This is a genomic window from Ramlibacter agri, from assembly GCF_012927085.1.
In the GTDB taxonomy this organism is placed as follows: Bacteria; Pseudomonadota; Gammaproteobacteria; order Burkholderiales; family Burkholderiaceae_C; genus Ramlibacter; species Ramlibacter agri.
In genome coordinates this window covers 179,151-200,169 of the sequence record NZ_JABBFX010000004.1, presented here as the reverse complement: position 1 = coordinate 200,169, position 21,019 = coordinate 179,151, and the positions used below count along the sequence as shown (strand labels likewise).

The 21,019-nt window shown below is 69.2% G+C and carries 26 protein-coding genes; 6 read left to right on the top strand and 20 right to left on the bottom strand.

Translation table 11 applies throughout. The features are described 5' to 3' along the window. The first annotated feature begins 2 nt into the window (after positions 1 to 2). Genes HHL11_RS30825 through HHL11_RS30815 form a run of 3 tightly spaced genes read left to right on the top strand, consistent with a single transcriptional unit; the run spans position 3 to position 2,051 of the window. Complete coding sequence (locus HHL11_RS30825; protein ID WP_205964760.1) at positions 3 to 884, top strand: DMT family transporter; 882 nt, start codon at positions 3 to 5, stop codon at positions 882 to 884. Positions 885 to 891: 7 nt separating this feature from the next. After that, on the top strand, positions 892 to 1,482 hold the full coding sequence (locus HHL11_RS30820) for a chromate transporter (RefSeq protein ID WP_169422462.1): 591 nt from the start codon (positions 892 to 894) through the stop codon (positions 1,480 to 1,482). Next, positions 1,479 to 2,051 (top strand): chromate transporter, encoded by a 573-nt coding sequence (locus HHL11_RS30815; RefSeq protein ID WP_169422461.1) that lies wholly within the window; start codon positions 1,479 to 1,481, stop codon positions 2,049 to 2,051. Before HHL11_RS30820 ends, HHL11_RS30815 begins: the two co-directional genes overlap by 4 nt. 6 nt (positions 2,052 to 2,057) lie before the next feature. Here HHL11_RS30815 and HHL11_RS30810 read toward each other — a convergent pair whose 3' ends face one another. The 7 genes from HHL11_RS30810 to HHL11_RS30780 form a co-directional block, all read right to left on the bottom strand. Next, entirely contained in the window at positions 2,058 to 2,378 is a 321-nt protein-coding gene (locus HHL11_RS30810; protein ID WP_169422460.1) for a DUF5615 family PIN-like protein, read from the bottom strand. Then, positions 2,362 to 2,580, bottom strand: coding sequence for a DUF433 domain-containing protein (locus HHL11_RS30805; protein ID WP_169422459.1), 219 nt, complete (start codon positions 2,578 to 2,580; stop codon positions 2,362 to 2,364). The genes HHL11_RS30810 and HHL11_RS30805 overlap by 17 nt, the downstream gene beginning before the upstream one ends. 66 nt (positions 2,581 to 2,646) lie before the next feature. Then, positions 2,647 to 2,976, bottom strand: coding sequence for a hypothetical protein (locus tag HHL11_RS30800; protein WP_169422458.1), 330 nt, complete (start codon positions 2,974 to 2,976; stop codon positions 2,647 to 2,649). 3 nt (positions 2,977 to 2,979) lie between these two features. Next, positions 2,980 to 3,699: an NAD-dependent protein deacylase gene (locus HHL11_RS30795; protein ID WP_169422457.1), complete on the bottom strand. Its 720-nt coding sequence runs from the start codon at positions 3,697 to 3,699 to the stop codon at positions 2,980 to 2,982. After that, positions 3,696 to 4,811: an FAD-dependent oxidoreductase gene (locus HHL11_RS30790; protein WP_169422456.1), complete on the bottom strand. Its 1,116-nt coding sequence runs from the start codon at positions 4,809 to 4,811 to the stop codon at positions 3,696 to 3,698. Before HHL11_RS30790 ends, HHL11_RS30795 begins: the two co-directional genes overlap by 4 nt. Further along, positions 4,808 to 5,551, bottom strand: a complete 744-nt coding sequence (rlmB, locus tag HHL11_RS30785) for a 23S rRNA (guanosine(2251)-2'-O)-methyltransferase RlmB (RefSeq protein ID WP_169422455.1) — start codon at positions 5,549 to 5,551, stop codon at positions 4,808 to 4,810. The genes HHL11_RS30790 and rlmB overlap by 4 nt, the downstream gene beginning before the upstream one ends. A gap of 46 nt (positions 5,552 to 5,597) precedes the next feature. Then, entirely contained in the window at positions 5,598 to 6,290 is a 693-nt protein-coding gene (locus tag HHL11_RS30780) for an ABC transporter ATP-binding protein (protein ID WP_169422454.1), read from the bottom strand. On the opposite strand from HHL11_RS30780, the gene HHL11_RS30775 reads away from it, so the two are divergent. Together HHL11_RS30775 and mnmH are read left to right on the top strand one after the other, a co-directional pair. Next, positions 6,289 to 6,936, top strand: a complete 648-nt coding sequence (locus HHL11_RS30775; protein ID WP_169422453.1) for an arylesterase — start codon at positions 6,289 to 6,291, stop codon at positions 6,934 to 6,936. The genes HHL11_RS30780 and HHL11_RS30775 overlap by 2 nt on opposite strands. Beyond that, a complete protein-coding gene (mnmH, locus tag HHL11_RS30770; protein WP_169422452.1) occupies positions 6,933 to 7,985 on the top strand; it encodes a tRNA 2-selenouridine(34) synthase MnmH in 1,053 nt (350 codons plus the stop codon). The genes HHL11_RS30775 and mnmH overlap by 4 nt, the downstream gene beginning before the upstream one ends. Here the strand turns inward: mnmH and HHL11_RS30765 are convergent. Both HHL11_RS30765 and HHL11_RS30760 read right to left on the bottom strand, forming a co-directional pair. Beyond that, entirely contained in the window at positions 7,982 to 8,752 is a 771-nt protein-coding gene (locus tag HHL11_RS30765; RefSeq protein ID WP_425355231.1) for a DUF2189 domain-containing protein, read from the bottom strand. The genes mnmH and HHL11_RS30765 overlap by 4 nt on opposite strands. Next, positions 8,749 to 9,939, bottom strand: coding sequence for a PLP-dependent transferase (locus HHL11_RS30760; RefSeq protein WP_169422451.1), 1,191 nt, complete (start codon positions 9,937 to 9,939; stop codon positions 8,749 to 8,751). Before HHL11_RS30760 ends, HHL11_RS30765 begins: the two co-directional genes overlap by 4 nt. A 39-nt stretch (positions 9,940 to 9,978) precedes the next feature. On the opposite strand from HHL11_RS30760, the gene HHL11_RS30755 reads away from it, so the two are divergent. Then, positions 9,979 to 10,539, top strand: a complete 561-nt coding sequence (locus HHL11_RS30755; protein ID WP_169422450.1) for a GAF domain-containing protein — start codon at positions 9,979 to 9,981, stop codon at positions 10,537 to 10,539. Positions 10,540 to 10,569: 30 nt separating this feature from the next. Here the strand turns inward: HHL11_RS30755 and HHL11_RS30750 are convergent, their stop codons facing one another. The 11 genes from HHL11_RS30750 to HHL11_RS30700 form a co-directional block, all read right to left on the bottom strand. Continuing rightward, a complete protein-coding gene (locus tag HHL11_RS30750; protein ID WP_169422449.1) occupies positions 10,570 to 11,094 on the bottom strand; it encodes a phosphoribosyltransferase in 525 nt (174 codons plus the stop codon). A 13-nt stretch (positions 11,095 to 11,107) separates the two neighbouring features. Next, positions 11,108 to 12,439, bottom strand: coding sequence for an adenylosuccinate synthase (locus HHL11_RS30745; RefSeq protein ID WP_169422448.1), 1,332 nt, complete (start codon positions 12,437 to 12,439; stop codon positions 11,108 to 11,110). Between the two features lie 32 nt (positions 12,440 to 12,471). Continuing rightward, the gene (locus HHL11_RS30740; protein ID WP_169422447.1) at positions 12,472 to 13,638 is read right to left on the bottom strand and encodes an ATP phosphoribosyltransferase regulatory subunit; all 1,167 of its coding nucleotides are present in this window, start codon (positions 13,636 to 13,638) and stop codon (positions 12,472 to 12,474) included. 56 nt (positions 13,639 to 13,694) lie between these two features. Continuing rightward, complete coding sequence (locus tag HHL11_RS30735; RefSeq protein ID WP_169422446.1) at positions 13,695 to 13,883, bottom strand: DUF2065 family protein; 189 nt, start codon at positions 13,881 to 13,883, stop codon at positions 13,695 to 13,697. 5 nt (positions 13,884 to 13,888) lie between these two features. Then, a complete protein-coding gene (gene hflC, locus HHL11_RS30730) occupies positions 13,889 to 14,800 on the bottom strand; it encodes a protease modulator HflC (RefSeq protein ID WP_169422445.1) in 912 nt (303 codons plus the stop codon). A 9-nt stretch (positions 14,801 to 14,809) separates the two neighbouring features. Beyond that, a complete protein-coding gene (gene hflK / locus HHL11_RS30725) occupies positions 14,810 to 16,135 on the bottom strand; it encodes an FtsH protease activity modulator HflK (protein WP_169422444.1) in 1,326 nt (441 codons plus the stop codon). A 41-nt stretch (positions 16,136 to 16,176) separates the two neighbouring features. Next, positions 16,177 to 17,331 (bottom strand): GTPase HflX, encoded by a 1,155-nt coding sequence (gene hflX, locus HHL11_RS30720; RefSeq protein ID WP_169422443.1) that lies wholly within the window; start codon positions 17,329 to 17,331, stop codon positions 16,177 to 16,179. Positions 17,332 to 17,395: 64 nt separating this feature from the next. Further along, positions 17,396 to 17,644: an RNA chaperone Hfq gene (gene hfq, locus HHL11_RS30715; protein ID WP_425355232.1), complete on the bottom strand. Its 249-nt coding sequence runs from the start codon at positions 17,642 to 17,644 to the stop codon at positions 17,396 to 17,398. A gap of 147 nt (positions 17,645 to 17,791) precedes the next feature. After that, positions 17,792 to 19,129 carry a ribosome biogenesis GTPase Der gene (gene der, locus HHL11_RS30710; RefSeq protein WP_169422441.1) on the bottom strand — a complete coding sequence of 446 codons (1,338 nt, stop codon included), beginning with the start codon at positions 19,127 to 19,129 and terminating at the stop codon, positions 17,792 to 17,794. 13 nt (positions 19,130 to 19,142) lie between these two features. Further along, complete coding sequence (gene bamB / locus HHL11_RS30705; RefSeq protein WP_169422440.1) at positions 19,143 to 20,291, bottom strand: outer membrane protein assembly factor BamB; 1,149 nt, start codon at positions 20,289 to 20,291, stop codon at positions 19,143 to 19,145. After that, positions 20,288 to 20,959, bottom strand: a complete 672-nt coding sequence (locus tag HHL11_RS30700) for a YfgM family protein (protein ID WP_169422439.1) — start codon at positions 20,957 to 20,959, stop codon at positions 20,288 to 20,290. The genes bamB and HHL11_RS30700 overlap by 4 nt, the downstream gene beginning before the upstream one ends. Between the last annotated feature and the right edge of the window lie 60 nt (positions 20,960 to 21,019).

Here is a 21,019-nt window from a genome sequence, read left to right as displayed (position 1 = left end):
CCTTGCTCGCGGCGGCCGGCTCCGGCGTGCTGGTGGGCGCGGCCATCGTCGCCACCCGCTTCGCCGTGGCGGAGGTGCCGCCGCTCACGCTGGCCCTGCTGCGCTACGCGATCGGCTTCGTGTGCCTGCTGCCCTTCGCGCTGGCGCCGCTGCGCGGCGTGCGGCTGCAGCGCGGCGACCTGCTGGCGATGGCCGCGCTGGGCATCGGCCAGTTCGCGCTGCTGATCGCCTTCCTGAACTGGGGCCTGCTGCACATCGGCGCGGCGCAGGCGGCGCTGATCTTCAGCCTGTTCCCGCTGCTCACGTTGCTGCTGGGCGCTTTGCTCGGGCGCGAGGAAGTGACGCCGCAGCTCGCCATCGGGGTGCTGCTGTCGATCGCCGGCGTGGCGGTGTCGCTATGGCCCAAGCTGCAGGGCGGCCACGGCGGCGGCTGGTGGGGCGAGCTGGCGGTGCTGGCGTCCGCTGCCATCGGCGCGGCCTGCAGCGTGCTGTACCGCCCTTACCTGCAGCGCTATCCGACGCTGCCGGTGTCGGCCTTCGCGATGCTGGCCTCGGTGCTGTTCCTCGCGGTGGCGGCGCTGGGCGAGCACTGGCCGCAGCGGGTGATGCATCTTTCCGGCACGGCGTGGGCGGTGGTGGCCTTCGTGGGCCTGTCCAGCGGCCTGGGCTATTTCTGGTGGCTCTATGCGCTGAAGCGCGAGTCGCCCACCCGCGTCACGGTGTTCCTTGCGCTCAATCCGGTGACGGCGGCGGTGCTGGGCGCGCTGCTGCTCGGGGAAGCGCTTTCGTTGTCCACGGGGCTCGCGCTGGCGCTGATTGCGGCCGGCCTGTGGTTCGCCACGCGGCCCGTGGCGTCGGGCAGCAGACAGGTCCGCGCCGGATAATGGGCGCATGAGTGCCACCGTCACCGCAGTAGAAGACGCGGCCCCGCCGCGGCCCCGGCCTGCCTCCCTCACCGACCTCTTCGTTTCCTTCACCCTGCTGGCGCTGCAGGGTTTCGGCGGCGTGCTCGCCGTGGTGCAGCGCGAGCTGGTGGAGAAGAAGGGCTGGATGACGAAGGAGGAGTTCATCGAGGAATGGGCCGTGGCGCAGATCATGCCCGGCCCCAACGTGGTCAACCTGTCCATCACCCTGGGCGCACGCTACTTCGGCTGGCGCGGCGCCGTGGTGGCGGTGGCCGGCATGCTCACCTGCCCGCTGCTGGTGGTGCTGGCGCTGGCCCTGGCCTACGCGCACTACGCGGACAGCCCGCAGGTGGCGGGCGCGCTGCGCGGCATGGGCGCGGTGGCCGCCGGCCTGATCATCGCCACCGGCCTGAAGCTGATGCCGGCGCTGAAGAAGAACGCGATGGGCCTGCCCCTGTGCATCGTGCTGGGCCTGCTCACCTTCGTGGCCATCGTGGTGTTCCGGCTGCCGCTGCTGTGGGTGCTGGGCGGGCTGGGCGGCATCGGCTGGGCCTTCGCGTACCGGGGGCTGCGATGAGCATCACGATGCAACCCGCCGACTGGCTCTCGCTGCTGGTGCACTTCCTGCAGCTGTCGCTGCTGACCGTGGGCGGCGCCATCACGACCGCGCCCGACATGCATCGCTTCCTGGTGCAGGAAAAGGGTTGGCTCACGGACCCGCAGTTCAGTGCTTCCATCGCCATCGCGCAGGCGGCGCCCGGCCCCAACGTGCTGTTCACGGGCCTCATGGGCTGGAACGTGGGCCTCAACGCCGGCGGGCTGTCGACCGCCTTCTTCGGCCTGCTGGTGTGCCTGGGCGGCATCATCGTCCCCAGCTCGGTGCTGGCCTATGCCACCGCGCAGTGGAGCCATCGCAACCGCGACGTGCGTGCGGTGCGTGGTTTCAAGCAGGGGATGGCGCCGCTGGTGGTGGCCTTGCTGGTCTCCACCGGCCTCATCCTGGCCACCGCCTCCGGCAGCGGCTGGGAGCACTGGCCGGCCTGGGCCATCACCGCCGTCGCGGCCATCCTGGTGTGGCGCACGCGCATCCACCTGCTGTGGCTGCTGGGCGCGGGGGCCGTGATCGGGGCGCTGGGTTACGTGTGAATTGAGCTACGCACCGATCCTGACAAGAGTCCGTGGAGCCAGCTGCTCGAGTGCCTCCATGATCTGTGGAAGCAGCGCTCGGAGAGTCTCCAGGCGGTTATTGCGTGCCACCACAACCACGATCGCGATTGGAAGCGCAGCCAGATTTTGCTGGTACTCGAGATTCTGGTCGGCCGTCACGAAGACGTCGTGCGCCTTGGCAGCTAAAGCGAGCAATACACCGTTCTTCTGACCTGACCACCCGCACTCAGCCACCGTCATGACCGAATGACCGACCAATCCATCGGCCAGTCGCCGCGGCAGCGATTCGTCAAGCAGGATGCGCATCGCGCATCAGGGCCTTGTGAGCTTCCTCCAGCGCCTTGACGGCCTGCCCGTGAGAGACGGATGGAAAGTCGTGGAGGAAATCCTCCAGCGAATCGCCACCTTCCAGGTAGTCGAAAAGATTCTTCACAGGAACTCGCGTGCCAGCAAAGACCGGCACTCCCCCCTGGATTTCAGGATCGATGCGAATGACTGAGGCTGGCATCCGGCTCTCCTTGCCGACAACTGTACATGGATGGCAGCACGGTTCCAAGCGGAACAACCCCGCGTCTTACCGCGGGTTCTCGAAGAACACGTAATTGTCGAAGCCGCCGATTTCGAAGTAGACCTTCTTCTCGCCCGGGTCGGCGACGAAGTTGAGGTTCTCGTCGAGGATGCCGTAGCCATAGCGATAGGCGCGCGCCTGGCCGTCGCTGGTGCCCAGCGCGGTGCTGAGCTTGTCCACCTTGAGGAAGCGGCGCACCAGCTTGTCGCCGGCGTAGACCTCCAGCACGCCGTTGGTGCCGGTCCAGTTCTGGATGTCGCGCCCCAGCTTGTTCTGCTGCTCCTGGGTGCAGGCAGCCAGCAGGCAGGCGACGGCGAGCAGGGACACGAAGCGCACGGATCAATCCTCCAGCAGTTGCGGCAGCAAGGTCGCCGCCGTCCCGCGCAACACCACGTCGGCGGCATCATCCAGTTCGCTGGCGACGGGGTTCACGACCACGACCCGCCCGCGCGTGGCACGCGCCAGGCCGGCCGCGGGGTAGACCACGCCGGACGTCCCCACCACCAGCATCAGGTCGCAAGCGGCAGCGGCCTCTTCGGCGGCCGCGAGCACGTCCGCCGGCAGCATCTCGCCGAACCACACCACCGCCGGCCGGCGCAGGTTGCCGCACGTGGCGCAGGAGGGCGGATGACCCGGCACCGGCGTCTGCGCCAGGCAGCAGGGGCGCGAGGCATCCAGCCACTTGTCCTCCGCGACGTTCCCGTGCAGGGCCAGCACGCCCGGCGAGCCGGCGCCCTGGTGCAGGCCGTCGACGTTCTGCGTGGCGACGGTGAGCCGGCCGGGATGCCGCTGCTGGAACGCTGCGACCGCCAGGTGGCCGGCGTTGGGAGATACCTTCGCCACCATCTCGCGCCGCATTGCGTACCAGTCCCACACCATGCGCGGGTCGCGCCGGAAGGCGTCCTCGGTCGCCAGGTCCTCGGGCCGGAACTTCGCCCACAGCCCGGTCTGCGCATCACGGAAGGTGGGCACGCCGGACTCCGCGCTCATGCCGGCGCCGGACAGCAGCACGACGCGATCCGCCGCGCGCAACCAACCGCGGACCACGTCAACGGTCAAGGCTTCGCCCCGAGCTCCGCATGCGCCTTGCGGTGGAAGTACACCTCCTCCGCCAGCTTGCGCATGGGCGCCGTCCCCAGCAGCACGTTGAAGGCCCAGTCGTTCTGCAGGATCTCGAACAGCCGGCGCACCAGGCGCTTGGTGCGGAAGCTCGGAAACTTCGCCGGCAGCCATTCGGCCGGATCCGCGGCGCGGCCAGCGCGGAAAGCAGCCACCGCTTCGCCCGCCTGCTGGCCATGCAGCAGCGCGGTCTTGATGCCGCCGGCGGTGGCCGGCGAAACCAGGCCCGCCGCGTCGCCCACCAGCAGCGCGCCGGGTTGCGCCACGCGCGGCAGCAGGCCCCCGCAGGGAATCATGCCGGCGCGCACCGAGCGCGGCTCGCCCACCGGCCGCACGACGCCGGCCGTCTTCGCCAGCAGCGCATCGAGCCGCAGGCGGCCATGGCCGGAGCCGGGCTGCACGCGGCGCGCCAGGCCGATCTGCGCCGTGCCCACGCTGGACACCGCCCAGCCGATGTAGCCCGGCGCGAGCTCGCGGTCCAGGAAGCAGTGCAGGAAGTTGCGCTCCATCTCGGCGTCCGAGTATTCGTGCTCCACGCCGAACAGGAACTCGCGGTTCTGCGACAGGCCCAGCGACTTGGCCACGCGCGAGAACGGCCCGTCGGCGCCCACGAGATAGCGCGCCCGCAGTTCCTCGCCGCCCGCGAGCGGGATGGTCCACTGGCGCTCGGCCTCGTGCCAGCGCGCTTCGGTGAAGAGCGTTTCCAGCCGCACCTCAGCGCCGGCCGCGCGCACCGAGCCCACCATCCAGTCCAGCAAGCCTGTCGTGTCCGTGGCCCAGAAGTAATAGCCCGGCGCATGCAGGTCCAGGTGGCGCAGGTTGGGGGCATACATCCGCACGCCGTCGATGCGCCGCACCAGGTGGGACGGCAGCTCGCGCAGCCAGGCGACCTCGTCGATCGCATCCTTGACGATCAGGCCCGTCGTGTGCAGCCGCGCGCCGGAGCTCGTCTTCTTTTCCAGGACCAGCACGGACAGGCCGGCCAGCGCCGCGGACCGGGCGCATGCGAGGCCGGCGAAGCTCGCGCCGACCACGACCAGGTCCCAGGTCATTTTGCCTGCCGCTGTCGCACCGCCTCGTACAGGCAGATGCCACTGGCCACGGAGACGTTCAGGCTCTCGACCCCGCCCAGCATGGGAATGGACACCAGCCCATCGCAGGTCTTGCGCGTCAGCTGGCGCAGGCCGGTGCCCTCGGCACCGAGCACCAGCGCCGTGGGCGTCTTCAGGTCGCTCTGGTACAGCGAATGGTCGGCCTCGTCCGAGAGGCCCAGGCACCAGATGCTGCGCTCCTTCAACTCGCCCAGGGTGCGGGCCAGGTTGGTCACCATGAAGTACGGCACCGTCTCGGCGGCGCCACTGGCCACCTTGGCCACCGTGGCATTGATGCCCACGGCGTGGTCCTTGGGCGCGATCACGGCGTGCGCGCCGGCGCCATCGGCCACGCGCAGGCAGGCACCGAGGTTGTGCGGATCGGTCACGCCATCCAGCACCAGCAGCAGCGGCGGGCCTTCCAGGCCATCCAGCAGGTCGTCGAGCGAGGTCTGCACCGGAATCGGCGCGACGCGTGCCACCACGCCCTGGTGGCCGGCGCTGCCGGCCAGCTTGGCCAGGCGCAGGGCATCGCCCTCGATGGTGCGCAGCCCGGCCTCCTGGACCTTGTGGAGGAATTGCCGCATGCGCGCGTCCTTGCGCGTCGCCTCGACGTAGATTTCGATGATGGAGCCTGGCGCGGTACGCAGGCGCACGCCCACGGCGTGGAAACCGAACAGGACTTTGGGGGAAGTCGACATTGCCCGGATTATCCCGCCCCCGGGCCCCCTCCCGGCGGGTGGGGCGCTATGCGGTGATCGCGCCGGTGTCGCTGCCGACCCGTCCGGCGTCGATGGTGATGCGGCGGTCGCAACGCTCGGCGATGCCGCGGTCGTGCGTCACCAGCACCAGGGTCGTGCCTTGTTCCCGGTTCAGGTCGAACATCAGGTTCATCACCGTCTCGCCGGTGGCGAAGTCCAGGCTGCCGGTCGGCTCGTCGGCCAGCAGCACGGCCGGCTGCACGACAAAGGCGCGGGCCAGCGCCACGCGCTGCTGTTCGCCGCCCGAAAGCACGCGGGGGTAGTGCCCCAGCCGTTCGGACAGCCCGACCCGGGCCAGCATCTCGGCGGCAGCCTTGCGGGCGTCGCGCCGGCCGGCCAGTTCCAGCGGCAGCATCACGTTTTCCAGCGCCGTCAGGTTCCCCATCAGCTGGAAGCTCTGGAACACGAAACCCACCTGGCGGGCCCGCAGCGCCGCCCGCTCGTCCTCGTCCAGCGTGAACAGGTCCTGGCCGGCCAGCAACACCCGGCCGCGGGTGGGCGTGTCCAGGCCGGCGATGATCGACAGCAGCGTGCTCTTGCCCGAGCCCGAGGCGCCTACGATGGCCGCGGTTTCCCGCGGCGCCAGGGCGAAATCGATATCGCGGAGAATGTCGAGCGTCCCCGTGGAATCGGTGACGGATTTGTAGACGTGCTGGATGGAGATGATGGGTTCGGACATGCGTTCTGCGGCTTGGACGCGGCGTGACTTTATCGCGGCTGGATTAGCAGCCGCTTACGCGGGTGCCTCCGCCGCGGCGCCGGGCGCCCCGCCGGTCATCCTGGTCGTGGGCGACTCGCTCAGCGCCGAGTATGGCCTGAAGCGGGGCAGCGGCTGGGTGGCTTTGCTGGAGCAGCGGCTGGCCAGGGAGAAAATCCCCGCCAAGGTGGTCAACGCCAGCATCAGCGGCGACACCACGGCCGGCGGCCGCTCGCGCCTGCCCGGGCTGCTGAACCAGCTGAAGCCCACCCACGTGATCCTGGAGCTGGGCGCCAACGACGCCCTGCGCGGGCTGCCGCTGGCGATGACCGAGGACAACCTGAACGCCATGACGCAGGCGGCGCAGAAGGCCGGCGCCCGGGTGCTGCTGGTGGGCATGCAGGTGCCGCCCAACTACGGCAGCGACTACACGCAGCGCTTCGGCGCGGTGTTCCCCAAGGTGGCTAAGGACAACAAGGCGGGGCTGGTGCCCTTCCTGCTGCACAACGTGGCCGACGTGCCGGACGGCCTGCGCATGTTCCAGGCCGACCGCATCCACCCCAAGGAAGAGGCGCATCCGCTGATCCTGGACAACGTCTGGCCGGAACTGAAGAAGCAGTTGAAATGAGCGTGGTGAACATTCCTGCCGCCGAGGCCATCGCGCGCCTGGGCGGCTTCGACGCGGTCATCGACGCGCGCAGCGAGTCGGAGTATGCCGAAGACCGGCTGCCAGGCGCGATCAACTGGCCCTCGCTGAACGACGCCGAGCGCGCCGAGGTCGGCACGCTATACAAGCAGGTCAACCCCTTCGAGGCGCGCAAGCGCGGCGCCCACCTGGTGGCGGCGAACATCTCGCGCCACATCGCCGCCGGCGTGATGGACAAGCCCAAGGGCTGGCAGCCGCTGGTGTACTGCTGGCGCGGCGGCCAGCGCAGCAACTCGCTGGCGCTGGTGCTGGGGCAGATCGGCTTCCGCGTGCACCTGGTGGAAGGCGGCTACAAGGCCTTCCGCGCGGCGGTGCTGGCGGACCTGCCGGCGCTCGCGCAAAAGCTGCAGTACCGCGTGGTCTGCGGCCCCACCGGCTCCGGCAAGACGCGCCTGCTGCAGGCCCTGGAAGCCGCCGGCGCGCAAGTGCTGGACCTGGAGGCGCTGGCCAGCCATCGCAGCTCGGTGCTGGGGCTCATCCCCGGGCAGCCGCAGCCGACGCAGAAGCGCTTCGATACCCTGGTCTGGGAGAAGCTGCGCGGCTTCGACCCGGCGCGCCCCGTGTTCGTCGAGAGCGAGAGCCGCAAGGTCGGCAACCTGGCGGTGCCGGAAGCGCTGATCACGGCCATGCGGGCGAGCGCCTGCCTGCGCCTGGAGCTGTCCGAGGACGAGCGCGTGAAGCTGCTGCTGGAGGACTACGCCTTCTTCGCGCAGGACCCGGAGTTCTTCTGCGCCCGGCTGGAAGCGCTGGTGCAGTTGCGTGGCCGCGAACAGGTGAAGTCGTGGCAGGCCCAGGTGCGCGCGGGACAGGTGGAGGACGTGGTGCGCGAGCTGCTGGTGAAGCACTACGACCCGGGCTATGCGAGTTCGACCGCGCGGAACTTCAAGAGCTTCGGCGACGCGCCAGTGATCGCGCCGCGGGACCGCACGCCGGAAGCGATGGCCGAACTCGCGCGGACCCTCGTTTCCTAATCCCAGGTCACCGCGTCGCGATAGGCATGCCAGGTGGCGTGCCCCAGCCACGGGCCGACCACCAGCAGCCCCAGGCTCCAGGGCCAAAGCGCCAGCAGCGTGAGCGCCACGACCAGCGCGCCCCACAGCAGCATCGCACCCGCGTTCTGCAACACGGCCTGGAAGCTGGTGAGGGCCGCCGTGATGGCATCGGTGTCGCGGTCCAGGATCATCGGGATCGAGACCGCGGTGGTGCAGAAGACCAGGGCCGCGAACAAGCCGCCCACCACCAGGTAGACGGCCAGGAACTCCCAGTTGCGCGGGTTGAACACCGCCTGCAGCACGCTGGCCGTCGACGGCATGCCGGTGTCGAAGAACACCGCGAACACCACCAGCGAGGCGCGGCCCCACAGCAGCTCCAGCAAGGTCAGCACCAGGACCAGCAGGCCCATGCTCCCCAGGTGGCGCTGCCAGCAGGTGAGCGACGAGCCGAAGTCGGGCCGCTCGCCCCGTTCCAGCCGCCGGCTGACTTCGTAGAGGCCCATCGCCAGGAAAGGCCCCACCAGCAGGCAGCCGGAGACGATGGTCATCGTGTATTCCGGCTTGCTCCGGAACACCGCCGCCAGGACCGCTGCCATCGCCCAGAAGCAGGCGCCGTAGAACAGCGCGATCCCCGGCTGCCGCCGCAGGTCCCGCGCGCCGCGGGCCAGCCAGGCCAGCGGCGCGCCGAACGCCAGCCTGCGCACGTGCGGCAGGGCCGGAGCGGCCGGCGGCAGGGCTTCGTTCACGATTTGCCGCGCAGCGCCTCGAGGGCCTGCTCCAGGTCCGCCCGCAGGTCTTCCACGGCCTCCAGGCCCACGGAGAATCGCACCAGGATGCCCGGCTGCGTCCAGGTCCCCAACTGCGCGGTGCGCATGGCGGGGATGTCGTAGGGCACCACCAGGCTGATCGGGCCGCCCCAGGAATAACCGAGCTTGAACAGCTTCAGGCGGTCGCAGAAGGCGTCGACCTGCGCCGCCTGGAAGCGGCCGTCGAACACCACGGAGAACAGGCCCGCGGCCAGGCCGTCGATGCCGCACAGCGCCTTCCAGTTCTCGTAGCCGGGCGAGCCGCTCAGGGCCGGATGCAGCACCTGCGCCACCTCCACGCGCCCGCGCAGCCAGCGCGCCAGCTCGCGCGCGGCGCGGTCCTGGGCGCGATAGCGCACGTCCAGGCTGGGCAGCGAACGCAGCACCGCCTCGGCGTCGTTGCCCGCCACGCCCCAGCCCAGGCGCATGTGCGTCAGCTTCAATTGCTCGTGCAGTTCCTGGTCGCGCGTGACGATGCTTCCCATCAGCACGTCGCCGCCGCCGCTGGGGTACTTGGTGAGGGCCTGCGCCACGATGTCGGCGCCGGCGGCGAAGCCATCGAAGGCCAGCCCCGCGCCCCAGGTGTTGTCCAGGGCGCACAGGACGCCCTTGGCCTTGCAGACCCGGGCCAGCTCGCCGAGGGGCGGGAACTCCATCGTCACCGAGCCCGGGGCTTCCACCCACACCAGCTTCGTCTTGGGCCCGATGCGCGCCTCCAGGTCGGCCGGCTTCATCGGGTCGTACAGCTGGTGGGTGATGCCCCAGTTCTTCAGCTCGCCGTTGGCGAGGGCCTTGCTCGGGCCGTAGACGTTGTCCGGCAGCAGCAACTCGTCGCCCGCGTGCAACAGCGCGAGGTCCACGTTGGCGATGGCGGCGAGGCCGCTGGGCACCAGCACGCACTGCTCGCCGTGCTCCAGGGCGGCGATGCGCTCCTCCAGCAGGAAGGTCGTGGGCGTGCCGTGCAGGCCGTAGGTGTAGCCGTTCTTGTGCTTCCAGTCGCGCGCCCGCATGGCGGCGACGTTGGGGAAGATGACCGTCGAGGCCTTGTACACGCCGGGCTGCGGCGCGTGAAATCCTGCCGGAGGCAGGTAAGGATGGTGAATCAGCTCAGTCACGGGCTTGGTCATGGCCGTTATCCTATCGCCGCTGGAAAACCAAACAAAAGCATGCTGCTGGATTACTCCCCCGATGACCTCGATGTGCAGATCGCCGAACTGCTGGTCGCCACCGCCGACACCGCCGACGAAGCGGTGGACGGCCACGTGCAGGAGGTGCTGAAGCTCCTGCGCGAAAAGATGGGGATGGACGTCGTCTTCGTGTCGCGCTTTGGCGACGGCCGCCGCACCATCCTGCGGGTGGAGCACCGCCCGGGCGTGAACGTGTTGCGGCCCGGGGCGTCGGACCCGCTGGAGGAGAGCTGGTGCCAGCACGTGGTGGACGGCCGCCTGCCGCGACTGGTGCACGACGCCCGGCCCTTCGTGGCGGCGAAGAAGGTGCCGGCCCCGCCCTTCCCCATCGGCACGCACCTCAGCACGCCGGTCGCCGCGCGTGACGGTGCCACCTTCGGCACCCTGTGCTGCTTCAGCTTCCAGCCGCGCGAAGGCGTCGGCGAGCAGGACCTGAAGCGCCTGCAGTACGCCGCGGAACTGCTCACCGCGCGGCTGCAGAAAGCGCAGCCGCCCGCGCGGGAGCTCTCGCTGGCGCCGCAATCACCGCGCCGCCCATGAAAAAAGCGGCCCGCGGGCCGCTTTCTCATCTCAGATCTTCCACTTCTCGATCAGCTTTTCCGGCCGCATCGAGTCGTAGGTCTCGAAGGGCTGGTGGATCCAGGGGTTGGTGGGCAGGTAGTCCACCGAGTAGTCCGACGTGAAGGTGGACAGGCCCTTGGTCCAGATCACCGCGCTGCGCAGCTCGGTGATCTTGGCGTACTTGGTGCGCAGCATCTCCACCACCTTGTGCAGGGTGTGGCCCGAGTCCGCCAGGTCGTCCACCAGCAGCACCTTGCCCGCGATCTCGCCGCGCGGCGTGGTGATGTAGTGGGCGATGTCCAGGTGGCCCTGCACCGTGCCGGCGTCGGCGCGGTAGGAGCTGGTCGACATGATCGCCAGGGGCTTGTCGAAGATGCGCGAGAGGATGTCCCCCGGGCGCATGCCGCCGCGGGCCAGGCACAGGATGGTGTCGAATTCCCAGCCCGACTGGTGCACCTTGATCGCGAGCTTCTCGCAGAGGTTGTGGTACTCGTCGTAACTGACGTACAGGTGCTTGCCGTCTTCCGTCAACATGCCTGGTGTTCCTTTAATCGGCGAGGTAGGGGTGGCGCATCATGATCGTGTGATCACGATCCGGGCTGGTCGAGATGATATCGACCGGCACGCCGGTCACCTGCTCGATCCGCTGCAGGTACAGGCGGGCGTTGACCGGCAGCTTGTCGTACTGGGTCACGCCCACGGTCGAATCGGTCCAGCCTTCCAGCGTCTCGTACACCGGCTGGCAGCGGGCGATCTCGTCGGCGCCCATGGGCAGGATGTCGATGTGCTCGCCATCGAGCTCGTAGCCGGTGCACAGCTTCAGCTCCTTCAGGCCGTCCAGGACGTCCAGCTTGGTGATGCACAGGCCGGACAGGCCGTTCACCTGGGCGCTGCGCTTCAGCAGCGCGGCGTCGAACCAGCCGCAGCGGCGCGAGCGGCCGGTGGTGACGCCCTTTTCCGCGCCCACGGTGGACAGGTGGTAGCCCACGGTGCCGGGCTTTTCCCAATCGAGTTCGGTCGGGAACGGGCCGCCGCCCACGCGGGTGCAGTAGGCCTTGGTGATGCCCAGGATGTAGTGCAGCATGCCGGGGCCGACGCCGGCGCCGGCGGCCGCATTGCCGGCCACGCAGTTGCTGGAGGTGACGTAGGGGTAGGTGCCGTGGTCCACGTCCAGCAGCGTGCCCTGCGCGCCTTCGAACAGCAGGTTGTCGCCGTGCAGGTAACCTTCGTTCAGCTCGCGCGAGACGTCGGCCATCATCGGGCGGATGATTTCGCCGTGCTTCAGCGCCTCGTCCAGCACCGTCTGGTAGTCCAGCGGCTGGGCGTGCAGGTACTGCGTCAGCACGAAGTTGTGCAGGTCCAGCAAGTCCTTCAGCTTGGCGGCGAAGCGCTCGGGGTGCTTCAGGTCCTGCACACGCAGCGCGCGGCGGGCGATCTTGTCCTCGTAGGCCGGGCCGATGCCGCGGCCGGTGGTGCCGATCTTCTCGGTGCCGCCCTTTTCGCGGGCGGCTTCGCGCGCGACGTCCAGCGCGGCGTGGAAGGGCAGGATCAGCGGGCAGGCTTCGGAGATGCGCAGGCGCGAGCGCACTTCGACGCCGGCCTTCTCCAGGCCTTCGATCTCTTCCAGCAGCTTGGCCGGCGACAGCACCACGCCGTTGCCGATGTAGCACTTCACGCCCGGGCGCATGATGCCGCTGGGGATGAGGTGCAGCGCCGTCTTGACGCCGTTGATCACCAGCGTGTGGCCGGCGTTGTGGCCGCCCTGGAAGCGGACCACGCCCTGCGCCATCTCGGTCAGCCAGTCGACCAGCTTGCCCTTGCCTTCGTCACCCCACTGGGTGCCGACCACGACCACGTTGCGGCCTGTCGTCTTCGTCATGATTGCTCTTCGCGGAAAAGTTGGTAGGGGGTTCAGAGGGCGCGGACGGCCCAGCGGCCGGCGGCGTCACGGGCCAGTTCGCGGTCGCAGCGGAATTCATCCACCGTGCTCTCGTGGCCCGGCAATGCGCAGACCACGGTCTCGCCGGAGCGGCGCAGCGCGGCGATGGACGCGCGCAGTTCGGCGGCATCCGCCGCGCCGCTGTCCAGCCAGGGCGCGCGGATGGCGGCCTTCAGCGGACGGTTTTCAGCGACGCCGACGAGTTCCTTCACGTCCAGGCTGAAGCCGACGGCGGGGCGGTTGCGGCCGAACACCGCGCCCACCTCGTCGTAGCGGCCACCGCGCACCAGCGCGTCGCTGGCGCCCGGCGTGTAGATGCCGAAGCGCACGCCGCTGTAGTAGGCGTAGCCGCGCAGGTCGGCCAGGTCGAAGCGGACCGCGGCGCCTTCCACGCGGCTGGCCAGCCACTTCAGCTGCTCCAGCGCTTCGCGGATGGCCGGCGTGGCGGGCAGCACCTGGGCGGCCTCGGCCAGCACCTTGGCGTCGCCGTAAAGGCCGATCAGGGCCTGCAGCGCGGCGCTTTCGGCGGCCGGGAAGGACTTGGTCAGCGCGGCCAGCTCGGTCGCGTCCTTGGTCGCCAGGGCGGCGTGCAGCGCCGCCAGGCGCGGGGCGTCGAGGCCCAGGCCAGCGACCAGCGCGCGCACGATGCGGGCATCAGCCATGTCCACGGTCAGCGGCGCGACCTTGGTGGCGCGCAGGCAGTCCAGGGCCAGCAGCAGCGCTTCGGCGTCGGCTTCCAGGCCGGCATGGCCGTAGATCTCGGCGCCGAACTGCAGCGGCTCGCGGGTGGCGTGCGGGCGGTCGGGACGAGTGTGCAGCACCGGCCCGCAGTAGCACAGGCGGGTGACCCCGGGGCGGTTCAGCAGGTGGGCGTCGATGCGGGCGACCTGCGGCGTGGTATCGGCGCGCAGGCCCAGCATGCGGCCGGACAGCTGGTCGACCAGCTTGAAGGTCTGCAGGTCCAGGGCTTCGCCGGTCCCCGTGAGGAGCGACTCCAGGTGCTCCAGCATGGGCGGCATCACCAGCTCGTAGCCGTAGGCACGGGCTGTATCCAGCAATTCGCGGCGCAGTTCTTCGATGTGCCGGGCCTCGGAAGGCAACACATCGGCGATGTGATCCGGCAGGACCCAGGCGGACATGGGAATGCGGGGGCTGTTAAAAACGTGATTCTACCGGGGTCGGGCCCCGGTAGCCTTCAGAGGGTCGCCCAGAGGGCGACCAGCCCCAGCAGGATGCTCACCAGCCCGAAGAAGCGCAGCTGCCCGTCGCGCAGCGAGAGCAGCTTCTCGAAGGTCTTGCGCCACCCGCCCGGCGACAGGAAGGGGAACAAGCCTTCGAACACCAGCATCAGGGCCAGCGCGGCCCAGAACACCTGCGAGCTCACCGGCTTCAGCGGTGCGGCGCGGCCGGGGCGGGAGCGGCGTTGCCGCCGTTGCGGAAGGCGCGGAAGAACTCGATGCCGTTCGGGTCCACGACCATCACGTCGCTCTTCTTGTTGAAGCTGGACTTGTAGGCCTCGAGGCTGCGATAGAACTGCGCGAACGCGGGATCGCGGCCGAAGGCCTCGGCGTAGAGCGCCGCGGCCTGGGCATCGCCCTCGCCCTTCACCTTCTGCGCGTCGCGGTAGGCGTTGGCCACGATCACCTCGCGCTGGCGGTCGGCGTCGGCGCGGATCTTCTCGCCCTCGGCGGCGCCCGTGGAGCGCAGCTCGTTGGCCACGCGCTTGCGCTCGGCTTCCATGCGGCGGTAGACCGACTCGGTGATGGCTTCGACGTAGTCGGCGCGGGTGATGCGCACGTCGACGATGTCGACGCCCCAGGGCTTGGCGCCCTTCACCACCTCCAGCACTTCGCGCTTGACGTCGGCCATGATCTGCTCGCGCTTGACCGACAGCAGCTCGCGCACGGTGAAGCGGTTCACTTCCTCCTGGAAGGCGCTGCGCACCACGCTGTTCAGGCGGCTGGCGCCGGCGGCTTCGTCCAGGCCCACGTTGCGGATGTACTGCGACGGGTCGCTGATGCGCCAGCGCACGAACCAGTCGATCACGACGCGCTGCTTCTCCGCCGTCAGCATGGACTCGGTGTCCACGCTGTCCAGCGTCAGCAGGCGCTTGTCCAGGTAACTGACGTTCTGGAAGGGCGGCGGCAGCTTGAAGTTGAGGCCGGGCGTGGTGATCACGTCCTTGATCTGGCCGAAAGCGTAGACGACGCCGAACTGGCGCTGGTCGACGACGAACAGCATGGAGCTGAGCAGCGCGACGGCCACCAGCAGCGAAGTGACGATGAATCCTATCCTGTTCATGGCGGTGTCCTAGCGCGTCTCGCGCTCGCGGCTGCGGCCGTTGTCGCGGGTGCGCGCGTCGCCGGCGGCGGGCGGCAGGGAGCCGGAGCTCGAGGCTGCCGGCGGCGCGGTATCCGGCGCCGGGGCAGCCGGCGCGCTGCTCGCGGCAGCGCCCTGGTTCGACACCTGCTGGATGATCTTGTCCAGCGGCAGGAACAGCATGTTGCCGCCCGCGCGCGATTCCATCATCACCTTGGTGACGTTGCTGTAGATGTTCTGCATGGCCTCGATATAGAGGCGGTCGCGCGTGACCTGTGGCGAGCGCTGGTACTCGGCCAGCAGCAATTTGAAGCGCTGCGAGTCGCCCTGGGCCTGCGCGACGATGCGCGCCTTGTAGCCCTCGGCTTCCTGCTGCAGGCGCGAAGCGGCGCCGGCGGCGCGCGGGATCACGTCGTTGGCATAGGCCTGCGCCTCGTTCTTGGCGCGCTCGCGCTCCTGGCCGGCGCGCAGCACGTCGTCGAAGGCCGCCTGCACCTGCTCGGGCGGGCGCACCCCGCCTTGCTGCAGGTTGATGGCGACGACTTCGACGCCGATGTTGTAGCGGTCCAGGATGCTCTGCATCAAGGCGCGCACGCGCGGCGCGATCTGGTCGCGCTCCTCGGCCAGCGCCGAGTCCATGCGCATCTTGCCGACGACTTCGCGCACCGCGGTCTCGGCGGCCTGCACCACCGCTTCCTGCGGGTTCTTGCTTTCGAACAGCCAGGCCCGCGCGTTGTTCAGGCGGTACTGCACGGCGAACTTGATCTCGACGATGTTCTCGTCCTCGGTCAGCATCGCCGACTCCTTGAGGCCGGTCGCGCGCACGACGTTGTCGCGGCCCACGTCCACCGAGCGGATCTGCGTGACCTGCACCACCTCGTGGCGCTCGATCGGGTACGGCAGGCGCCAGTTGAAGCCCGCGCCGACCGTGGCGCTGTACTTGCCGAAGCGCGTGATGACGGCCTGCTGCCCTTCCTGCACGATGAAGATGCCGGTGCCCATCCAGATGATGACCACCACGATGGCGATGAGGCCCGCGCCGACGCCGGCGCTCTTCATGTCCGGCTGGAAGTTGCCGTTGCCGCCGCCGTAGCCGCCGCCCTTGCGGCCCCCGAAGAGGCCTCCGAGCTTGCGATTGAAATCTCGCCACAGCTCGTCGAGGTCCGGCGGGCCCTGGTTCGGTCCCTTGCCCTGGTTCCGGTCGTCGCCGGAATTCTTGTCCTCGCCACGGCCCCAGCGGGGATCGTTCAGATTGAACATCCCCCTCAGGCGGCCACGCAGGCCGGCCGGGACCAGGCTTCGCGAAAGAAGCTTCATTCGGTGCGTACTCTTGTTGTCGGCAAGCGCATTGTGCCCGTTCAGGCTGAGGTTTCGGCTTGCGCCGGCTCAAGCGGAGCGCGCTCTGCCAGGATGCGCGCCAGTTCGCCGCGCAAGGCAGGCAGGCCCTCGCCGGTCTGGCTGCTCACGAAGACGCGCGGCGCCTGCCTGCCTTCGACCTCGAAGCGGTCGACCATGCGTTGCGGCTGGCGCTCGGGCGGCAGCGCGTCGATCTTGTTGAAGACGATCAGCTGCTGCACGTCGGCCGCGCCGATCTCGTGCAGCACGCGCTGCACTTCCTCGATCTGCTCGGAATGGTGCGGGTTGGCCGCGTCCACCACGTGCAGCAGCAGGTCGGCGTCGGCCGCCTCCTGCAGGGTCGCCTGGAAGGCGTCGATCAGGCCGTGCGGCAGGTCGCGGATGAAGCCGACCGTGTCCGACAGCGACACCGAACGCCCCGCTTCGCCGAGGTACAGCTGGCGGGTGGTCGTGTCGAGCGTGGCGAACAGCTGGTTGGCCGCATAGGCGCGCGCCTTCACGAGCGCATTGAACAGCGTCGACTTGCCGGCGTTGGTGTAGCCGACCAGCGAGATGGTGAAGGTCTCGCGCCGTTCGCGCTGGCGCCGCTGCGTCGCGCGCTGCCGCTTCACCTTCACGAGGCGCTCGCGGGTGCGCTTGATCGATTCGTCGATCATGCGGCGGTCCAGTTCGATCTGCTTCTCACCCGGGCCGCCACGCACGCCGGCGCCGCCGGTCTGGCGCTCCAGGTGCGACCAGCGCCGGACCAGCCGCGTGCTGAGGTACTGCAGGCGGGCGAGCTCCACCTGCAGCTTGCCCTCATGGCTGCGGGCGCGCTGGGCGAAGATCTCCAGGATCAGCAGCGTGCGGTCGTTGACCGGCAGGCCGAGGTGGCGTTCCAGGTTGCGCTGCTGCCCGGGGCTCAGGGCCTGGTCGAACAGGATCTCGCTGGCGCCGGTTTCCACGGCAAGCTGCTTGATCTCGTCGGCCTTGCCGCTGCCCACGAACAGCGCGGCGTCGGGCGCCTTGCGCTTGCAGGTCACGCGGGCCACCGGCTCCAGGCCGGCGGTCTGGGCCAGCTGGCCCAGTTCCTCGAGTTCGGAATCGAAATGGGGAAGGCCCAGGTCGACGCCGACCAGGATGGTGGCGGCGACCGGGCGCTCGGAGGTTGCTGGCAAAGCGGCTACCAATATTCAGGAATGCAGGTGGCGCCCGCCGGCAGCGGTAAGCGGGGAAAGGCGCTCAGGTCGGGGTGCCTTCGTTCGCTTCGGCCGCCGAGAAATTCACGGCGCGGCCCGGGACGATGGTGGAGATCGCGTGCTTGTAGACCATCTGGGTGACGGTATTACGCAGCAGCACGACGTATTGATCGAAGGATTCGATCTGGCCCTGGAGCTTGATGCCGTTGACGAGGTAAATCGACACCGGAACATGTTCCCTTCGCAGGGTGTTCAGGAAGGGGTCTTGTAGTAGCTGCCCTTTATTACTCACGATATGCTCCGTGTTCAAGCGTTGTTGGAGATTGCACATTACCACAGCAAGGGGCGCTGTGCGGTCGCCCCCGACAGCTGATCTGCTGCCGTTTGCCGGTTTTTCAAGACCGTTAGGCGGGGCCGGCAGCCTGCGCTGCCCTCTTCCCTAGTCTTTATCGGCGTAGGGGTTCTTGCTGGTCCGCATTTCGATGCGCAAGGGCGTCCCGACCAGGTTGAACTCCTTGCGGAACCGGCCTTCCAGGAAACGCTTGTACGCATCGGTCACGTGCTCAAGGGAGTTCCCGTGGACCACGATCACCGGCGGGTTCATGCCGCCCTGGTGCGCGTAGCGCAGCTTGGGCCGGAACATGCCCGAACGCTTCGGCGTCTGGAACTGCACCGCGTCTTGCAGCAGGCGCGTGAGCACCGGCGTGGACATCTTGGTCATGGCCGACTTGTGGGCCTGCGCGATCGAGCCCCACAGCGGGCCGAGGCCCTGGCGCTTCTGCGCCGAGATGAAGTGCAGTTCGGCGAACTTCAGGAACGGCAGGCGCACTTCGATCTGCCTGCGCACCAGCTCCCGGTTGTACTCGTCCACCGCATCCCACTTGTTCACGGCCAGCACCACGGCACGGCCCGATTCGAGGATGTAGCCGGCAATGTGCGCGTCCTGGTCGGTCACGCCTTGCGTGGCGTCCAGCAGCAGCAGCACGACGTTGGCCGACTCGATGGCCTGCAGCGTCTTCACCACGGAGAACTTCTCGATGGCCTCGAACACCTTGCCCTTGCGGCGCAGGCCGGCCGTGTCGATCAGCTCGAATTTCTGCCCGCTGCGCTCGAACGGCACGCTGATGGCGTCGCGCGTCGTGCCCGGCAGGTCGAAGGCCACCAGGCGCTCTTCGCCCAGCCAGGCGTTGATCAGCGTGGACTTGCCGACGTTGGGGCGGCCGGCGACGGCCAGCTTGATGATGCCGGCCTGCTGCGCCTCGGCGGCCTCGTCCTCTTCCGGCGGCGGCAGGTGGGCGAACGCGGCGTCCACCAGGCTGCGGATGCCCTGGCCGTGCGCGGCGGAGACCGGGTTGATCTCGCCGAAGCCCAGCTCGTAGAACTCGGCCAGCTGCGGGCCTTCCTGCATGCCTTCGGCCTTGTTGGCGGCCAGCACCGCCGGCTTGCCCAGCTTGCGCAGGTAGTTGGCGATGTCGTAATCCTGCGCGGACAGGCCCGCGCGGGCATCGACGACGAAGACCACCACGTCCGCTTCGGCGACGGCCTGCTTCGTCTGCTTGGCCATCTCCTTGTAGATGCCCGACTCCGCCGTCGGCTCGAAGCCGCCGGTGTCGATGACGATGAACTCGTGCTCGCCGTGCTTGGCGTTGCCATAGTGGCGGTCGCGCGTGAGCCCGGCGAAATCCGCCACGATGGCGTCGCGCGACTTGGTCAGCCGGTTGAACAGCGTCGACTTGCCGACGTTGGGGCGGCCCACCAGGGCCATGACCGGCTTCATGAAACTCTCTACCTTATTGCGGGGTGAACCCGAAGATGCCGCCGTTGCGGGTCACCACAACGAGCGTGTTGCCGGCCAGCACCGGGGCGGCGGCGATGGCCGAGCCGTCGGTGCTGAGGCGGTTCAGCAGCGAACCGTCCTCGCGCGAAAGCATGTGCACGTAGCCGAAGTCGTCGCCGACGACCACGGAGCGGCCCAGGGCGAAGGGGGTGCCCAGGCCACGGTGCAGCAGCTTCTCGTTGGTCCAGGCGCGCTGGCCGCTGTCGCGTTTCCAGGCCACGACCTTGCCGTCCGATTCGGTGCCGAAGACATTGGCCGGATCGCCGGCCAGGCCCTCGCTGCCGGTGGCGCGCTGCGTCCAGACCAGCGTGCCGCGGCTGGCGTCCACGCAGCCCACGGCCGCCTGGAAGGCTCGGGCGCACACCGTGTCGCCGACGCGGCTGGCGCGGCCCACCAGGTCGACCAGGCGTTCGACGTCGTTGATGCCGCGCGGCGTCGCGATCGGCGCTTCCCAGCGGACGGTGCCGTTCAGCGGGTTGAGGCCCGCCAGGCGGCCGCCCTGCCCCACGACCAGCGTGTCGCCCACGGCCAGCATCACTCCGGCCTCGCGCAGCACCAGCGGCTCGCCGGGGCGCGCCTGGCTCCACAGCCGCTTGCCAGTAGCGCCGTCGAAAGCGGAGACCGAGCGGTCGGCGCCCAGCACGAACACGCGCTTGCCCGCGACCAGCGGCGCGGTGAAGGACAGTGCGGTGAGCCGCTGGCGCCAGGCCTGCTTGCCACCGTCGAAGGCGACCAGGTCGTTGGCACGGGTGATGACGGCGGCGGTGCTGCCGTCGCTGCCCACGCCCGCGGCCAGCGGGCCGCCGGCGCTGGCGCGCCACAGTTCGCGGCCGCTGTCGGCGTCGAGCGCGAGCACGGTGCCGTCGGCGCCGGCCACGGTGGCCTGGTTGCCGTTCACGGCCACCGCCAGCGGGAAGTCGACGCCGGCAACGCGCGCGCTCCAGGACTGGCGCACGCCCATCAGGTTCGGGTTGGGCTGCAGTTCGGCCGGCTGCGGTTTTTCCACCGAGCCCGTGAACGGCATCCAGCTGGGCATCGAGGAGCAACCGGCCAGGACGGCCAGCGCCGCGCCCGCGACGAGGAGGCGAGCCGCCGTCCTCATGACTTGGCGCTTTCCGCCGGCTTCAGGCTCTGCACGTCGACGCCCAGCGCGGTGAGCTTGACCTCGACGAGGGTGCGGTAGTCGGTGCCGGCCAGGCCCTGCCAGGCCTTGGTGTATTCGGCCTTGGCCTCGGCGTTCTTGCCCTGCAGGCGGTAGATGTCGCCGCGGCGGTCGGCCGCCAGCGCTTCGAACTGCTTCGGGAAGCTGCCCGAAAGCTGCTTCAGCGCTTCGTCGTAGTTCTTGGCATCGGCCAGCAGCGAGGCCAGGCGCAGGCGTGCGACAGCCTGGTAGCCCTCGTCCTTGGCGTTGGTTGCGGCCCATTGCAAGGCGGCCTTGGCCTGGTCGGACTGGCCCTTCTCGGCGAACACCTTGGCGTCCAGCAGCGCGGCCTGCGCGGCGTAGGCGGTGCGGCCGAACTTGTCCTCGATGTCCTTCACCGCCTGCTGCAGGCGCGCGGTGTCGCCGGCCGTGGCGGCCTTGTCGACCTCGTCGTACAAGGCCGCGGCCTGCACGCCCTGGTGGCGCTGCCAGTACTGCCAGCCGTTCCAGGCGGCAAAGGACCCGAACACGGCAATCAGGACCCAGGTGATCAGGTTGCCGTACTGGTTCCAGAAGTGCTTGAGCTGGTCAAGCTGTTCCTGTTCTTCGAGATCGAGATGTCGTGCCATCGTTGCTGCTCTGTTTGGGCGGGGATTGTAGGCTGGGTTCGACGCCAGCCGGCCCCGGCC